Origin of the sequence: Blautia sp. AM28-27 (assembly GCF_003480905.1) — a bacterium.
Taxonomy (GTDB): Bacteria; Bacillota; Clostridia; order Lachnospirales; family Lachnospiraceae; genus Fusicatenibacter; species Fusicatenibacter saccharivorans.
The window spans coordinates 400,385-415,896 of record NZ_QUJK01000001.1; the positions used below are offsets into that span (position 1 = coordinate 400,385).

Genomic DNA, 15,512 nt, shown 5'->3' on the forward strand with positions numbered 1-15,512 from the left:
CTATCATTTTATTACAAATGATAGGAGGTATTCACATGAAACCCATTTTGAATATTGAAAATTTAACAAAAATCTATGGCAATGTGCCAAGTCAAACAAATGCACTGAATGGGATCACCCTCCAGGTGATGCCGGGAGAGTTTCTCGGCATTATGGGAAGCAGTGGTTCCGGTAAATCCACGCTTCTCAACTGTATTGCAACTGTGATTCAGCCCACCGGTGGAAGCATTCAGGTGGAGGGCGATACTCTGCAATCCCTCAGGGGAAAGGCTCTTGCAGAGTACCGTGGCAAAAAAGTTGGTTATCTATTCCAGAACTTTGAATTGCTGGACAACCTGACTGGCAGGGAAAACATCCTGCTCCCGACTTCCTTGCATGGGGTATCCGAAGCAGAAAGCAGCCAGCGGCTGAAGCAGTTGGCTGACTATCTGGAAATCACTGATGTTCTGGATAAGTTTCCGTCCAAGATGTCCGGCGGCCAGCGTCAGCGTGTTGCGGCAGCAAGGGCTCTGATCTTACATCCCCAAATGATCCTTGCCGATGAACCGACGGGTGCGCTGGATTCTAAGAACGCAAGAAGTCTTATGGAGAAGCTGTCCGGCCTGAATCGTGACGAACAAGCTACGATCCTGATGGTAACCCATGATTCCAATGCCGCCAGCTTCTGTAAGCGCATCCTGTTCATCCAGGACGGCGTGATCTTTCATGAGCTTCGGCGTGGAGACGAAAGCCAGCAGGAGTTCTACGGGCGCATCCTGAAGGTGATGGCGCAACTGGGAGGGGGCAGCGCAAATGTTCTCTAATCTCATTCTTCGGAACAGCCGCCGCAGCCGAAAGGAAAACGGTCTGTTTTTCAGCTCCCTGGTGATTTCTATTGTTGCCTTTTACATGATTCTTTCCATCTCCACTCAAGATGTGATGCTCTTTTTGCAGAAAATGGAGAGTGACGCAGTTGACAAACTCCTGCTTCTGATTCCTGCGTTTTATGGAATGACCCTCGGTATTCTGTTCTTTTTGATCTATTTTGCCTGCAAGTATCAGTTCGAGCGCAGACGGCATGAGCTTGGTGTTTATCTAATGTTGGGGATGCGTAGAAGTAAACTGTTTGGTATGCTTCTGGCGGAAGATTGCCTGACCAGTATTCTTGCCATGCTCATAGGCTTACCTGTGGCTGTGGTGCTTTCAGAAATTGTCAGTCTTGTCACCGCCAAGCTGGTAGGCATGGGGATCATCGGTCATCAGTTTTCTTTATCCTGGTCTGCGATTGAATGGACGCTGGCAGGATTTCTGGCAATTAAGCTGACGGCACTTCTGATTTTGAGTGGACGAATCAGCCGCCAGGAGATCGGTACTTTGCTATCCCAGCCAACGAACCGCCCCAAAAAGCAAATGCCATCTGTTATCTATGGACTGGCTGCTATATGCGGAAGTGTGATGTTGGCAGTGGCTTACTACATGGCGATTCAGGGAATTGCATGGACAAAGGTAAGTATGATGGGACTGACTTTGCTGTTGGGCATAGTTGGTACGATGCTGCTTTTCTATGGGATGCGTGCGCTGATTGCTTTGATTGTTAAGAAAGGAAAAGGAAATAAGCAGCTTCATGTATTTACCTTCCGGCAGATTCAGGAGAATGTCATTCATCAGTCAAACTCCATGGCCATCAGCTCCCTGCTGATTCTGGCGGCGCTGTGTTGTTTTGGTGCGGGCGTAGGAATTGCAGGAACGAATAGCCTGTCTTCTGGCCATGTAATCGACTATACTTTTGAAGATCATACTGCAGAAGATTCATCGCAGGTTCTTCCGAATATAAAGGCAGTCCTGAAAGAAAACAGTTTGGAAAATCAATTTTCAGAGCTTTTTGAAATGAGGGTTGGGCGTATTCGCACCACAGAAGATTATGATAATGCCTACAGCATGGACGCTGTTATGGACTCTCTTCGGAGCCTGCCCCAGTCGGAAGACCGGGATGTCCTTCTGAACAATCTTGGTTATGCCACATACCCATATTTGATTTGTTTATCGGACTATAATCGTTTGTTGGAATTGTCCGGCAATCCGGCTCTCCAATTAGGCGAAAAGGAGGCCACTGTCTATATTGATACAGAGTTTACTACGGCAAGCCGTACCGCAATGCTGAACCAAGTATTGGCCGGGCAGCCCAAGGTGGAACTGGATGGTAGTCCGATTCATCTTACAGGAGAGGTTCAGTCTGTGAATTTGGTCACGGACCGTTCTATAACCTTGTCCTTTGCATTGATTCTTCCGGATGAAGCATTCCTATATTATAGTCAGGGAATGTATGATACCTATGTCAATGCGGTGCTCAGTGAGCAAGCTCTGAATGGAAATAGCCTTATGACTGCCTATTCCGATCTGAACGAGAAGCTGGACAAAATAGGTATCGAATATGAAAGCTATCTTCAGAATATGGGCCGCCAGCTTTTCTACACCGTAGCATCCATCTATATTACCCTCTATCTGGCGATTGTGTTCTTGGTGGTTGCCAACACCATTGTGGGTGTTCAGTTCCTGATGAGCCAGCAGAAAACCGGGCGTAGATACCAGACCCTGATCCGCCTGGGAGCCACTTACGAAAGCCTTTGCCAGTCTGCCGGAAAGCAGATTGCGTGGTTTATGGGACTTCCTGTATTGGTTGCAGCTGTCAGCAGTCTGTTTGGAGTCAGAGCGTTGTTTACAGGGATACTCTCGTCCCGAACCCGTGGGACAGTGCCTGAAATGCTGCTTGTATCTGCTACTATGATTTTGCTGCTTTGCGTGATAGAATATATTTATATGAGAGTGGTCAAGCACTCCAGTGATCGGTATTTGCTGACACTGATGCAGCCGCAGAGAGAAGAATAATTTGGAAGGAGGTGCTGTCGTGAAAAGAATTGCTGTTGTGGAAGATGAAGTCTATATGCGGGAAGAACTCTGCAATATGCTCCAAAAGGACGGGTATCTTGCGGAGGCAATCACCGAGTTTGAAGATGCCGCTCGGCTCCTGGCAGCCCTCCGTCCTGACCTTGTGATCTTAGACCTGAATTTGCCGGAGATCAGTGGCTTTCAAATCTGCCAGGAACTAAAGAATAAAACCGCTATCCCCGTCCTGGTACTAACTTCCAGAGATCAGGTAAAGGATGAACTGCAAGCGTTCCACTTGGGTGCCGATGAATATTTGACGAAGCCGTGCAGAAAAGACCGGCTTCTTGCCAGGGTATCCAATATTCTCAAAAGGTATGAAGGCCGTACCAATCTCATAGAGGGACCAGATTTCCTGTTAGACCAGCAGACCTACACGCTTTATATTCATAATACCTCTGTCGTGCTTCCAAAAAATCAGGGAAAACTGTTGGTTGCTCTTTTGTCCGGCGGCGATGCTCTGGTCACGACGGAGCAACTTTGCATAGCACTATGGGGAACCACGGAATACATAGACGAAAATGCCTTGCAGGTTAATCTGACCAGGCTGAAAAAGACGATGTCCGGTCTTGAGATGAAGCAGCGAATCGTTGCGGTTCGTGGGATGGGCTATCGTCTGGAAACGGGGGTGGCTCCATGAAGCAGCTTTGGCGCATAACAGAGCGATACTACCCCTGGCTATTGTTGCTGTTGGGCGTGGATTGCTTTTGTGCTATCATTCTTTGGATTTCTGACATTCAGGCATTTCAACCCTTGATTGGGTTAGTAGTTCTGACAAGCCTCCTTTTGTTTTCAGCGATTCTGTTTGTACTAAACAAGCGGGAGACTACCCGCCGAGAACTGTTCCGGGATTTCCTCAGTGATCCTACCATCTGCAACGAGGAACGGCTGCTCAGTGCCATCAGCCGGGAAGAAGGAGAATCTATCCGGCTTCTGGCATCAGTTTTACAGGAACACAAAACTGAGAGTAACAGTATGGCAGATGCCCTACAGGACTATGAAGAATATGTGGAGGGCTGGGCACATGAAGCGAAAACGCCCCTATCGTTGCTGACCATGCTCTTGGATAACCGGAACGATGAAATCTCTCCTTCCCTGCAAGCAAAGCTGGATTATGTCCGCAGTCAGCTTCAGGAGGATGTCACGCAGATGCTGTACTATGCCCGGTTGAAGAGCAGTACAAAGGATTACCGATTTGAGGATGTCAATTTGAATGACTGCTTGGGTGAAGTTCTGGAGGACTATGCCCCACTTCTTGAAGAGAAGCAGTTTGTCATTCTCAACAAACTGCAATCTGAAACAGTCTATACAGACCGTAGAGGACTTCAGTTTATGTTGGGACAAATCGTTAGCAATGCCATCAAATATAGCAGCGATAGTCCCATGCTTACAATTTCCGTGATACATTCGGAGACCGCAGATATCCTTTCTGTTGAAGATAACGGCATTGGCGTAAAAAAATATAATCTGCCGTACATTTTTCAAAAGGGCTTTACCGGGGATTCTACTGACAGCAGAAAGAAGGCTACCGGTATGGGACTTTACCTGGTTAAGAAGATGGCCGACGATCTAAATCTTCATCTGGAAGCAGCTTCCCAGTGGGGAAAGGGCTTCAAGATTGTCATCTTCTTTCCTAAATTGAGATCCAACGGAGGGAAATAATATAAACAGAAAAACGCCCGCAGGATTTTCTCCTGCGGGCAGCGTGTTGTCAGCTATCCCAAGGCTTGTATTCTGTTACAGTTTTCAAATAGGTTTCGGGATCGCCGTTCAAGATAAGGTCTGCATACTCCAAAGGAGCGTTGTAGATCAAATAATCCAGCTCTGACCGCTGATACATATTGTCAGCAATCTCGTTCTCAACGGCGATAGTGTCAATCGCAATCATACTGCCGTCGCTGAATTTCACTTCCACACAGCAATTATCCATATTGTAGGCACAAGATATTAAGGTTTTCATGGTATGTCCTCCATAATTCGTAATATAAAGCGAAAATCCCGTCTGACTTCCTGTTGGAAATCAGACGGGATTTGTCCGTATGCACCCCGGAAACCGTCAGCTAACAGTTGATAAGTAAATTAGTTCCTTATCACTGTTAAGCCAAGGTTTTCCGGGCTTTTGCTATATCTAAACGGGCTGATATGGTTTGACCAAATTTGGCAAAACGAGAGCGGATTTCACCCAATTTTTAGTGGTTAAATATAGGACAACCGGCAAAAATGGGGTCAAAAAACGGCCTTAGTGGTTAAAAAATAGGACAACCAGAGAGCAATTTCGGGGGTATTTTTGAGGGTGATTTGGCACTCTCAGACACCGGATTTTTCGCTGGAGGGTTTGGCATAATCTGACCAAATCTGAACAATTAAATACGATTCTAATGCAGGCACTCAGTAACAAATAACTGGGTGCTTTTTTGTTTCAGAGATTCCGGCATTAGAAAGGGCCGTCACTTTATGATTTTGAAGTGGCGGCTTTTTCTATTTCCAGAAACAACAGCAACAATTAGAAATGAGGTGAAGTCATGAACACACAAATCATCGCCATCGCCAACCAGAAAGGCGGCGTTGGCAAAACAACAACCTGTGCGAACTTGGGAATAGGTCTGGCACAGGCCGGAAAGAAAGTGCTTCTAATCGACGGGGACCCACAAGGAAGTCTGACAATCAGCTTGGGAAATCCGCAACCGGACAAGCTGCCATTTACACTGTCGGATGCAATGGGCAAAATTCTGATGGATCAGCCTATACGCCCCGGAGAAGGTATTCTGCATCATGCAGAAGGCGTTGACCTGATGCCTGCGGATATTCAGCTTTCCGGTATGGAGGTTTCTCTGGTAAACGCCATGAGCCGTGAAACGGTTTTACGGCAATATCTGGACACACTGAAGGGACAATATTCCCATATCCTGATTGACTGTCAGCCCTCGTTGGGGATGCTTACAGTCAATGCGCTGGCTGCTGCGAACAGGATCATAATTCCCGTTCAGGCAGAGTATCTGCCCGCCAAAGGACTGGAACAGCTTTTATCTACGGTCAGCAAGGTAAAACGGCAGATCAATCCAAAGCTCCAGATTGACGGTATCCTGCTGACGATGGTGGATAACCGCACCAACTTTGCCAAAGAGATTGCTGCTTTGCTGCGGGACACCTATGGAAGTAAAATCAAAGTCTTTGGAACGGAGATTCCACACTCTGTCCGTGCAAAGGAAATTAGCGCAGAGGGAAAAAGCATTTTCGTCCATGACCCTGGCGGTAAGGTGGCAGAGGGGTATCGAAATCTGACGAAGGAGGTGTTGAAACTTGAAAAGCAGCGCGAAAAAAGTAGAACTGGCATCGGTAGATGATCTGTTTTCTACGGAGGAGAGCCGTGCCGATGCTCAGAGAGAAAAAGTAGTAGAAATCCCGCTGTCGGAACTGCACCCGTTCAAAGGGCATCCATTCAAAGTCAAGGATGACGAAGCCATGATGGAGACCGCAGACAGTATCAAGCAGTATGGCGTTCTGGTTCCGGCGATTGCTCGACCGGACCCGGAGGGCGGTTATGAGCTGGTAGCCGGACACAGGCGGCACAGAGCCAGTGAGCTGGCAGAAAAGGAGACCATGCCGGTCATTGTTCGGGATTTGGATGATGATGCCGCCACGATCATTATGGTTGACAGCAACCTGCAACGAGAAAGTCTGCTCCCCAGTGAAAGAGCATTTGCCTACAAGATGAAGCTGGATGCCATGAAACATCAGGGAGAGCGAGTTGATTTAACTTCGTCCCAAGTTGGGACGAAGTTGAGAGCCGATGAAATATTGGCTCAGCAGGCTGGTTCAAGCAGAAATCAAGTTCAGCGCTATATCCGTCTGACAGAGCTGATTCCTGAATTGATGGATATGGTGGATGAAAAGAAGATTGCCCTGAACCCTGCCTATGAGCTGTCCTTTCTCAAAAAGGAGGAACAGGTAGACCTGTTGGACGCGATGGACAGCGAACAGGCTACCCCTTCTCTTTCTCAAGCCCAGCGGCTCAAGAAATACAGTCAGGAGGGGCATCTGACCCTCGATATGATGCGTGTCATCATGGGTGAGGAAAAGAAAAGCGATCTGGACCGAGTGACATTTACCTCTGACACCTTGCGGAAGTATTTCCCTAAAAGCTATACGCCCCAGCGGATGCAGGAAACCATCATCAAGTTGCTGGAGGCATGGCAGAAAAAGCGTCAGAGAGACCAGGAACGATGAAAGGAGCCGCCTATGATGGATATTTCAGCCCGTGAGCTGAAAGGACATAACATTCTCGCCGTAGAGAGGTTTTGGGATAACACCCGCTGGATGATTGAGTTTTCCGTCCTGCGTCCCAGCACAGCTTACGGCAGCCCCGGAGAGGAAATGCGGCTGTTTTTGACCGAGGACGGGTATCAGGCTGCTCTGCAAAGCCAGCAGCGTCGGGAGATTAAGATCAAGCGTTACGCTCGTGTGATTGAGGGACATATCCTCGATTTCAAACCGGGAAAACGCCGCCGCTCATAAACCCATACAACGAAAGGAAAGGAATGACTATGTGTACGGTAAAGGAAATTCAAGAAGCAATCCGGGAAGATTGCAAATCTCAGCATGACATGGAATCAACGGATATTGACCGAGTGATGCAAACACTTCCTTTCGCCCAGGAGGAGCCATTTACAGAGGCGCGTCCTCGAAAGCCGCTGTTTTGGTTCTATGCAAGAAAATTTGAAAAGTGTTGAACACCGCAATTCTTTGGAATGAGGATTGCGGTTTTTTTGTACCCAAAATTCGGAAGGAGTGAGGTCGATGGCCGTTTTTCGCATTGAACGGACCCGTGATTATACCGTGATGAGCAATCATCATTTACGAAATGCAAACCTGTCGTTAAAAGCCAAGGGACTGCTTTCCATGATGTTATCTTTGCCAGAGGACTGGAATTACACCACCCGTGGTCTTGCAAAGATCTGTAAGGAGGGCGTGGATGCCATAGGCGCTGCGTTGCGGGAATTGGAGGCTGCCGGTTACATTGTGCGGCACAAGCTGCGTGACCGGCAGGGACGCATCAGCGATACAGAGTATGTTATATACGAGCAGCCACAGCTTAGAAAACCGGATACGGATTCACCAGATACGGAAAACCCGTATATGGATAAACCGGATACGGAAAAGCCCGCAGAATTAAATATAGAGAAATCAAATACTCAAAAACAAAATATTTATGGATCAAGTACCGATTCCATTCCCTTCCGGGATTGCGCGGCAGATTGTCTGCCGGAACGGAAAGGAAGGGATGCGATGTCACTCACAGAGATAGAGAGTTATCGGGAATTGATTCAGGAGAATATCGGGTATGAATACCTGTGTCAGCAGTATGAAACTTATCGGGAGGATTTGGATGAGATTGTGGAGCTAATCGTGGAAACGGTCTGTGCAAAGCGAAAGACCACCCGTATTGCAGGAAGTGATTTTCCGCATGAAATCGTTCGTTCCAGATTCTTGAAGCTGGATAACTCGCACATTGAGTTTGTCATGGACTGTTTACAGAAGAACACCACGGAAATTCGTAACATGAAGCAGTATCTTCTGACCGTTCTGTTCAATGCACCGACCACGATAAGCAATCATTACACCTCACAAGTAAATCACGATCTGTATGGCGGCTGGTAAATGGTCGCTTTTTTATTGCCCGGAACTGCCGGGAGAAAGGAGCAAGCATGATGTCTGAGGGAAAGACCATAGGGCAGCTGATGGAAGAAATGCGGGCAAAGGCAGGAGCGCAGAATTATCATGGTCATGGATATATGGACCTCCAGCGTTTTGCGGAGGACACCCGGCACATGATTATTTTTGATGTGCTGACGAACGATTCTCCTGTTGGCTGGAAAGGCGAACGAACCCGCCTGTTCCTGTCGGATACCGGTTATGAAAAAGCACTGGATAGTCAGGAAAAGGGGCAGATTAAGATTTTGAGCCACGCAAAGGTACGCCAGGGCAATCTGCACTATGACCATTCTGACCAGTTACGCTAAGGAGGGCGGTATGAAGCGTTATCTTCTGCGGCGGCTGGTGGTTCCGCCTTAGCAAAAAAAGAGATTCCCTGCAAACTTCGTGGAAAGGAGGCGAGAAAATGCAGGAAGAAGTGGAAAACAGAACTTTGACGCTGGTTGTCAGTGGAACAAAGTTTACCGGCAGAATGTTTAAGGCTGCCATAAGCAAGTACATGGCACATCGAAAGGAAAAGAAGCTGGAAAAACAGAGAAGCCGTGATGCGCCGGTTGTTCCGCATGGAAAACAGACTGTGAAGCAGCTTGTCGGGCAGAATCAGGGAATATCCAACATTGAGATCACAGACCCCTCTATCAAGGAGTTTGAGAAAATCGCCCGGAAATATGGTGTGGATTATGCGGTGAAAAAGGACCGCAGCAGTTCTCCGCCAAAGTACCTAATTTTTTTCAAAGGCCGTGATGCAGATACTCTGACAGCAGCTTTTACAGAGTACACCAACAAAAAGGTCAAAAAGGCAACGAAAACAGAGCGCTCGTCCGTACTGGCAAAACTTAACCAGTTCAAAGAGATGGTTAAAAATGCTGTGGTGGATCGCACCAAGCGAAAGGAGCTGGAACGATGAAAAAGACATTGGACATCAAAAAGCTCATTTTGCTGAATATGCCGTATATCCTGATGGGACTGTTTGCTACCAATTTTGGAGAGGCATGGCGAATGGCAAAAGGGGCGGATGCTTCAGAAAAGTTTCTTTCGCTGATTGCGGTTCTGCCTGGGGCGCTGGAAAGTTTCTGGCCAAGCCTGCATCCATTGGACTTGTTGGTAGGGCTGTGTTGTGGAGGCAGTCTGAGGCTGGCGGTGTATCTTAAAAGCAAGAACGCCAAGAAATATCGACATGGTTTGGAATATGGTTCGGCCCGCTGGAGTGCATAATTTTAAGTGTAAATGACACATACATGGACGCACAGGAGGTTATGCACATGACTGATTATAGCAAAATTACAGCCCTTTACTCCCGCCTTTCCGTGGGCGACGAGGACAGGGACGGCGGCGAGAGCAACAGCATACAGAATTAGAAGAAATTTCTGGAAAGCTACGCCAGACAGTTAAAGCTGACGAATATCCGGCACTACATCGACGATGACGAAAGCGGCAGGTTTTTTGACCGTTCCGCATACTCCCGCATGATGGACGATGTGGAAAACGGGAAAATCGGTGTCTGCATTATGAAAGACCTTACCCGCTGGGGGCGTGACTATCTCCAAGTCGGAAACGCTATGGAGATATTCAGACGGAACAATGTGCGCTTTATCGCGGTCAACAACGGCATTGACAGCGAGAAGCCCGACACATTGGAGTTTGCGCCCTTTATCAATATCATGTCGGAGTGGTACGCAAAGGACATCAGCAAGAAAGTGAAAACGGGCATTAAGACCAAAGGCATGAGTGGAAAGCCGATTGTCACCGAAGCCCCTTACGGCTATGTCAAAGACCCGGACGACAAGGATTTTTGGATAATCGACGAAGAAGCCGCCGAGGTTGTCCGTTTGATTTTCCGTCTGTTTATCGGTGGGAAGAACCGCAATCAAATCGCCATATATCTGACACAGGAGCAAATCCCAACCCCCACTTTCTACATGAAAGACCGCGGGTGGGGAACCTGTAAAAATAAGACGCTCAACGAGGATAACCGCTGCAAGTGGAACAAAGTCACCTTGACCAATATCCTCACACGGCAGGAGTATTGCGGCGATGTGGTCAACTTCAAGACCACAAAGCATTTCCGAGATAAACATAACCACTATGTAGACCAGAGTCAGTGGCACATCACAGAAAATGTGCATGAGCCGATTATCAGCCGCAGCGATTTTGAAACCGTACAGCGGATTTTGGAAAACGCACCCGTCAAACGCCCCAACGGGGACGGGGAAATCCACCCTCTGTCCGGCTTGCTTTTCTGTAAGGACTGCGGCGCAAAAATGCACATTCGTATAGATTACCGAAACGGCGGCAAGCGGCATGTTGCCTATTGCAGCGAGTACCACAAGGGGAAAGCCAGAAATCCGAAATGCAATTCCCCGCACATCATGGACGCGGACTTGCTCATGCAGACCATCGCAGAAGTGCTGAAGAAAATCGAGGACTATTCTATCAGCAATCGGGCGGAGTTTGAAGCCTTAGTGAAAAAGAACCTTGCCATGCAGCAGACCGACCAGACCAAAAAGCAGCAGAAGCGTATTCCGCAAATCACGACGCGCCTTGAACAGATTGACAAGGTGCTGAATAAGCTCTATGAGGACAACGCCCTCGGCACTATCCCGCAAGACCGTTATGAGCAAATGTCGCAGAAGTATTCGGAAGAATACTATGCGCTGAAAGCGGAGCTTGCCACGCTCCAAGAGCAGCTATCCGCTTATGAGAACGCGGGAGGACGGGCGCAGAAGTTTTTGAAGCTGACAGAACGCCATGCCGCCTTTACCGACCTGACCCCCGCCATTCTCAACGAGTTTATCAGCCGGATTGAAGTGCATGAGCGCGACCAGAAAAGGGCGAGATACGCAATCCAGCACATCAGCATATATTTCAATTATATCGGCAAGTTTGAGAATGAAGTGACACAGCTTGCAGAGCCGACCGAGCAGGAAATCCGGCAAATGCGGGAGGAAATCGAAGAAGCCAAAAAGGAAAAGAGCCGCGCATACCACCGGCAGTATTCAAGGGAGTACCGGGCGCGAAACCTTGAAAAGCAGCGGGAGTATGACCGCATGAAAGCGCGGGAATACCGGGCAAGGCGAAAGGCACAGGCTGCCGCCGCACAGCCCACACAGTAAAACAGAATAACCGTCAACCAAGAGGGATTTTCCGAACTACGGGAAATCCCTCTTTTGCGCCCAAAGAAAGGAGCCGCCTATGGCAGAACAGACCCCCGACAGTATCATCACAACCCAGAGGAACGGGCAGACCATTGTTGCGGAGTTGTTTTTCAATCACAGCAGCACAGAAACGTTCCGCGACAAGCTGCTCAAACTGGTACTTGCCGACAGTTCGCGTTTATCTGCGTCTGACGGTCAAGAGCCGGAAAAAACGGAAATCTTGCGATAACAGCCGCCCCGACGAACCATTCCCTGTCTGGACGGTTTCTATTTGAAAATCCTCATTTCCCCCAAGTCAAGAGCCGGAAAAAACACCCGAAAAATGCCCCTATTGCGTAACAGGGGCGCAGAAAGGAGCTTACATGAGAACAGGGCTTACGAAGCAGGAAAAGACCACCGATATTTGGTTTGACGAGAAAGACCCCCTTATCCATATCCGCACCCACAACACCGACTTAAAGAAGCGGCTTGCCGCCTACACCAGACAGCACCCCGACCAGTGCCGCCAGACCGACGCAGACCCCGAAACGGGCTGCATGGAGTTTGAGATTGCAAAGGGGCGCTTCTCTTTCCGTCTGACCGCCCCATACAACGAGGAACGGCGGGAAGCTGCGCGGCGGTCTGCCAGAGAAAACAAGGCCACTGACAGGCTGAAATGAGGTGGATTTATTCATAACCATGTGCTATGATATTTATAGATAGTGAAACTTCCTTTCAATTTTTTCATCTATACAAGTAACAGAGAAGAACAGGAGGCTTGTTCCATGAGAAAAAAGAGATTGATGATTGCAATAGCTTGTATCATTTTAGTAGGTATCGCGGTAATCGTATTTTTTTCACAACAGGGGAAAAAACCGTATAAGGATTTGGACGCAGCGCAGATTGTTTCCGCTAAAGTGTTATTAACACCGCCAGACAAAACGATTGAGATTGAAAATATCCAAGAATTAGTTGAATATTTGAATGATGTTGTTGTCTATAATGAGGATAATTCTTACACAGAGTATGCTGGACAAGGCGTTGTTTTTACCTTGACTATGGTAGACGGTACACAAACAGATATTATGGCGTATAACCCATTTATTGTCATTGACGGTATCGGTTATAAGACAAAATATGAGCCATGTGAAGCACTCAACAACTATGCAAATGAATTACTAAACTCTGGGACTGCCAATATAATTTTGGAAGAACCGCCCACATTAAGCGTTGTGAGTGACGAAACCGCTATCGGTGCAGTATTAGGAACTTATTCGTGGCAAAAAACAAATATTGACGGAACTGCTGAAAGCACAATAGCTGATAGCCCACACCCGTTAGAGTGCAAGGATCTGTTGTCCCCGCCATTTGAAACAACAGAAACAACAGCTACATTAAGATTTACAGAAGACCCAGATACAATTTTAAGTGTGCAGTGCTGGAGTGACGAACATTGGGGAGAGCCTGCTGCAAACAGCGAAGATGTAACTATTGTTGGAAACGTACTCACTCTTAAACTGGGCGGATATATTTATGAAGTAACAGCTGAATGGAATACTGAAAATGGCTATGGCGGAACAGCAAGCTATTTTATATATTTGAAAACAGCAGACTAAAATTGAATAGCCACCCACAAGGGCAGCCGAGAAAATCGACTGTCCTTTTTCTATGCTTATGAGCAGAAAGGAGCGACCAACCATGACAAAGCCAAGAGAGAAAACCCGCGAGGAGCTGCAAGCCGAGATTGAGGACGGAAAGAAGAAAATCCGGCAGCTTGAGAACCGGGAGAAAATCATCAAGCAGAAGCTATCCGTCGAGGAACGCAAGGCGAGAAACCACAGGCTTTGCAAGCGCGGCGGCTTCATGGAAAGCCTTGTGCCGGAGCTTATTGCCATGCCGGACGAGGATGCGCAGACCTTTTTCCGGCTTGCCCTGACGAGCGAGCCAGCACAGGAGTTTTTGAAAAAACGAGCCGAGGAAACGACAAGCTGAAAATCCCTTAGGAACTAAGGGCGCACTTATACACCCTTACGGGCGTGTGCGCTCTGCCGAGGGCTTATCTCCGCACAGGGAGATTTCCCCGCGCTCCGATATGGCGGCTTTGCCGCAACAAGGGGCTGCACCCCTTGCGCCGCTTCGCGGCTATCCCTGCACACCCACAAAAACAGTACACCCGCCTTTGGCGTCTGTACCATTTTTGAGGGTTTTATCATCCTATCCGGGAGGTGATACCCATAGCCATTTACCATTGGAACATCGGCATTGTGAGCCGAGGAAAAGGCAAATCAGCCGTTGCCGCCGCCTACCGAAGCGGCGAAAAGCTGACAAACGAATGGGACGGAATGACCCATGACTACACTCGCAAAGGCGGCGTTGTCCATACAGAAATCATGCTGCCGCCCCTCGCGCCGCCCTCATTCTCTGACCGTTCAACCTTGTGGAACAGCGTGGAGCTTTACGAGAAAGCCGGGAACGCCCAGCTTGCGCGTGAGATTGACGCAGCACTCCCCATAGAATTATCCAGAGAGGAACAGATCCGGCTTGTCCGGAAATACTGTTCCTCTCAATTTGTTTCCAGAGGAATGTGTGTGGATTTTGCCATTCACGACACCGACAGCGGCAATCCCCATTGTCATATCATGCTGACTATGCGCCCCCTTGACGAGCGCGGCGCGTGGGCGGCAAAGTCCAAAAAGGAATATGACCTTGATGAAAACGGTGAGCGTATCCGCTTGCCAAGCGGCAGATATAAGACGCACAAGGTTGACCTCACGGGCTGGAACAGCCAAGAGAATGCGCTTGTTTGGCGCAAGGCATGGGCTGATATTTCAAACGACTATCTTGAGCGTGCCGGAAGCCCGGAGCGTATCGACCACCGCAGTAACGCCGAGCGCGGCATTGACGAAATACCGACCGTCCATATGGGCGTAGCCGCCTGTCAAATGGAGAAGAAAGGTGTAGCCACCGAGAAAGGCGAACTGAACCGAAATATCCAAAAAGCAAACCGCCTTATACGGGAAATCCGGGCGCAGGTTAGCAAGCTCAAAGAATGGATTGCCGACCTGTTCAAAGTGTGGGAAACCGCCCCGAAGCAGCCGCCGCAATCTCCCAACCTTGCAAATCTGTTGATGAAGTATTTGAGCGTTCAGAGAGAAAAGAGCCGGAAGTATTCGCAGCGTTGGCAACAACAGCACACAGCCGATGAACTGAAAACCATAGCGGCAGCGGTCAACTATCTCTCCGAGCATGGCATCTCTAATCTTGACGAGCTGGACGCTTCTCTTTCCTCTGTCAGTGATAGAGCCTATTCAATCCGGGCAGGAATGAAAACCGCCGAGGAACGCATGAAGAAGCTACAAAAGCTAATTGAATACGGGAAGAACTACACAGAGTACAAGCCCATTCACGATGAACTGAAAAAGCTGCAAAACGGCTGGACAAACAAGCGCGACAAGTACGAGGAAGCCCACCGCGCCGAGCTGACCCTATGGAACGCAGCAAGTCGCTATCTCCATGCAAATCTGCCGAAAGGAACAAAGACCTTGCCTATTGCGGAATGGGAACAGGAATATGCTGACCTCAAAACACAGAGGGACAGCGATTATACTAAACTGAAAGATACCCGCACAAATGTTTCAGAGCTTCAAAAAATCCGCAAATGCGTGGATATTGCACTCCGCGCCGACCAGCCGGAGCAGACGCAGAGCCGCACCAAACGGCATGATATAGACCGCTGAAAGGAGT

The 15,512-nt window shown here is 48.4% G+C and carries 17 protein-coding genes and 2 pseudogenes; 18 read left to right on the forward strand and 1 reads right to left on the reverse strand.

Features of this window, described 5'->3' with window-relative positions; translation table 11 throughout:
* Positions 1-35 precede the first annotated feature (35 nt).
* The 4 genes from DW743_RS01865 to DW743_RS01880 are packed head-to-tail and all read left to right on the forward strand — an operon-like array spanning position 36 to position 4,584.
* Positions 36-803 carry an ABC transporter ATP-binding protein gene (locus tag DW743_RS01865; protein ID WP_110442442.1) on the forward strand — a complete coding sequence of 256 codons (768 nt, stop codon included), beginning with the start codon at positions 36-38 and terminating at the stop codon, positions 801-803.
* Positions 793-2,865, forward strand: a complete 2,073-nt coding sequence (locus DW743_RS01870) for an FtsX-like permease family protein (protein WP_110442441.1) — start codon at positions 793-795, stop codon at positions 2,863-2,865. Before DW743_RS01865 ends, DW743_RS01870 begins: the two co-directional genes overlap by 11 nt.
* Positions 2,866-2,884: 19 nt before the next feature.
* Complete coding sequence (locus DW743_RS01875; protein WP_033121503.1) at positions 2,885-3,562, forward strand: response regulator transcription factor; 678 nt, start codon at positions 2,885-2,887, stop codon at positions 3,560-3,562.
* Entirely contained in the window at positions 3,559-4,584 is a 1,026-nt protein-coding gene (locus DW743_RS01880; RefSeq protein WP_033121502.1) for a sensor histidine kinase, read from the forward strand. The genes DW743_RS01875 and DW743_RS01880 overlap by 4 nt, the downstream gene beginning before the upstream one ends.
* Positions 4,585-4,633: 49 nt before the next feature.
* Here the strand turns inward: DW743_RS01880 and DW743_RS01885 are convergent, their stop codons facing one another.
* Positions 4,634-4,882, reverse strand: a complete 249-nt coding sequence (locus tag DW743_RS01885) for a DUF6061 family protein (RefSeq protein WP_110442440.1) — start codon at positions 4,880-4,882, stop codon at positions 4,634-4,636.
* A 562-nt stretch (positions 4,883-5,444) separates the two neighbouring features.
* Between DW743_RS01885 and DW743_RS01890 the strand changes: the two genes are divergently transcribed.
* The 14 genes and pseudogenes from DW743_RS01890 (at position 5,445) to mobQ (ending at position 15,505) form a co-directional block, all read left to right on the forward strand.
* Positions 5,445-6,266, forward strand: a complete 822-nt coding sequence (locus tag DW743_RS01890; protein WP_055228680.1) for a ParA family protein — start codon at positions 5,445-5,447, stop codon at positions 6,264-6,266.
* On the forward strand, positions 6,223-7,149 hold the full coding sequence (locus tag DW743_RS01895; protein WP_055290218.1) for a ParB/RepB/Spo0J family partition protein: 927 nt from the start codon (positions 6,223-6,225) through the stop codon (positions 7,147-7,149). The genes DW743_RS01890 and DW743_RS01895 overlap by 44 nt, the downstream gene beginning before the upstream one ends.
* Positions 7,150-7,161: 12 nt before the next feature.
* Positions 7,162-7,437 carry a DUF5720 family protein gene (locus DW743_RS01900; protein ID WP_005335947.1) on the forward strand — a complete coding sequence of 92 codons (276 nt, stop codon included), beginning with the start codon at positions 7,162-7,164 and terminating at the stop codon, positions 7,435-7,437.
* 23 nt (positions 7,438-7,460) lie between these two features.
* Positions 7,461-7,652, forward strand: a complete 192-nt coding sequence (locus DW743_RS01905; RefSeq protein ID WP_007886609.1) for a hypothetical protein — start codon at positions 7,461-7,463, stop codon at positions 7,650-7,652.
* A 67-nt stretch (positions 7,653-7,719) separates the two neighbouring features.
* A complete protein-coding gene (locus tag DW743_RS01910; RefSeq protein WP_007886611.1) occupies positions 7,720-8,580 on the forward strand; it encodes a DUF6017 domain-containing protein in 861 nt (286 codons plus the stop codon).
* A 50-nt stretch (positions 8,581-8,630) separates the two neighbouring features.
* Positions 8,631-8,942, forward strand: a complete 312-nt coding sequence (locus tag DW743_RS01915) for a DUF5720 family protein (protein ID WP_044024580.1) — start codon at positions 8,631-8,633, stop codon at positions 8,940-8,942.
* A 98-nt stretch (positions 8,943-9,040) separates the two neighbouring features.
* Positions 9,041-9,541: a PcfB family protein gene (locus tag DW743_RS01920; protein WP_117760461.1), complete on the forward strand. Its 501-nt coding sequence runs from the start codon at positions 9,041-9,043 to the stop codon at positions 9,539-9,541.
* Positions 9,538-9,840 (forward strand): annotated as a pseudogene (locus DW743_RS01925) (recombinase); the annotation flags it as partial. The gene DW743_RS01920 and the pseudogene DW743_RS01925, both read left to right, overlap by 4 nt.
* A 56-nt stretch (positions 9,841-9,896) precedes the next feature.
* Positions 9,897-11,747: pseudogene (locus DW743_RS01930) on the forward strand (recombinase family protein).
* A 79-nt stretch (positions 11,748-11,826) separates the two neighbouring features.
* Positions 11,827-12,018, forward strand: a complete 192-nt coding sequence (locus DW743_RS01935; RefSeq protein ID WP_006060444.1) for a transposon-encoded TnpW family protein — start codon at positions 11,827-11,829, stop codon at positions 12,016-12,018.
* A 133-nt stretch (positions 12,019-12,151) separates the two neighbouring features.
* Entirely contained in the window at positions 12,152-12,448 is a 297-nt protein-coding gene (locus tag DW743_RS01940; RefSeq protein WP_055228716.1) for a hypothetical protein, read from the forward strand.
* A 105-nt stretch (positions 12,449-12,553) separates the two neighbouring features.
* Complete coding sequence (locus DW743_RS18255; RefSeq protein ID WP_070103256.1) at positions 12,554-13,384, forward strand: hypothetical protein; 831 nt, start codon at positions 12,554-12,556, stop codon at positions 13,382-13,384.
* An 82-nt stretch (positions 13,385-13,466) separates the two neighbouring features.
* The gene (locus DW743_RS01950; protein ID WP_055228717.1) at positions 13,467-13,760 is read left to right on the forward strand and encodes a DUF3847 domain-containing protein; all 294 of its coding nucleotides are present in this window, start codon (positions 13,467-13,469) and stop codon (positions 13,758-13,760) included.
* A gap of 233 nt (positions 13,761-13,993) precedes the next feature.
* Complete coding sequence (mobQ, locus tag DW743_RS01955; protein ID WP_117760459.1) at positions 13,994-15,505, forward strand: MobQ family relaxase; 1,512 nt, start codon at positions 13,994-13,996, stop codon at positions 15,503-15,505.
* The last annotated feature ends 7 nt before the right edge of the window (positions 15,506-15,512 follow it).